The sequence below is a fragment of the Pseudomonas sp. R62 genome (assembly GCF_000257605.1).
Classification (GTDB): Bacteria; Pseudomonadota; Gammaproteobacteria; order Pseudomonadales; family Pseudomonadaceae; genus Aquipseudomonas; species Aquipseudomonas atacamensis.
Genome location: NZ_AHZM01000911.1, coordinates 1 through 865 on the forward strand (window position 1 = coordinate 1; position 865 = coordinate 865).

General features: G+C 59.7%; 1 protein-coding gene. It reads left to right on the forward strand.

Annotated features, from left to right (window positions below; translation table 11 throughout):
- Positions 1-347: 347 nt before the first annotated feature.
- The coding region (locus OQK_RS01065; protein ID WP_162098713.1) for a PTS sugar transporter subunit IIA at positions 348-865 on the forward strand (518 nt) is incomplete at its 3' end.

Sequence of the window (865 nt, forward strand, 5' to 3'; positions counted from 1 at the left end):
GACGGAGACGCCGGCCAACCGCGCGATATCACTGAGTTTCAACCCGGTATTTCCTTGTTTTTTCGAGCATGCCGCGACATTTTCGCCAATCCTACCCGATAAGGGCAGTCGACTTATTGCCTGGGCAGATCCGACCAGTTGGACTTCAAGGATGAGACATTATCGAGTAACGTGCCGATCAATCTAGATTAAACGTTTCAGCAAGCGTATTTTCTACGTTTTAGACGCCTTTGGACGGTCCTGCCGTGAAACCGCCAAAACTGCCGCTGAAAAGCGCGGCAGAGCGCCTAAGCTGTGAACCATTCAAAACAATACCTGGCGTTGAACTGCGCCAAAAAGGAGATCGCATGCTCGAGCTCACTATAGAGCAGATATCCATGGGCCAGTCGGCCGTGGATAAACCCGCTGCCCTGCAATTGCTGGCCAGTCATCTGGTCGCCGACGGTCTGGTTGCCGACGGCTACCTCGCCGGCCTGCAGGCCCGGGAAGCCCAGGGCTCGACCTTTCTCGGTCAAGGCATCGCCATTCCCCACGGCACCCCGGAAACCCGCGATCAGGTATTCGCCACCGGCGTGCGCCTGATGCAGTTTCCCGACGGCGTCGACTGGGGCGATGGCCAGATCGTTTATCTGGCGATCGGCATCGCGGCGAAATCCGACGAACACCTGCGCCTGCTGCAACTGCTGACCCGCGCCCTCGGCGAGACCGATCTGGGCCAGGCCTTGCGTCGCGCCAGCTCCCCCGAAGCGCTGCTTAAACTGTTGCAAGGCGCGCCGCAGGAACTGGCGCTGGATGCGCAGATGATCGGCCTCGGCGTGTCGGCCGACGATTTCGAAGAACTGGTCTGGCGCGGCGCACGTCTGCT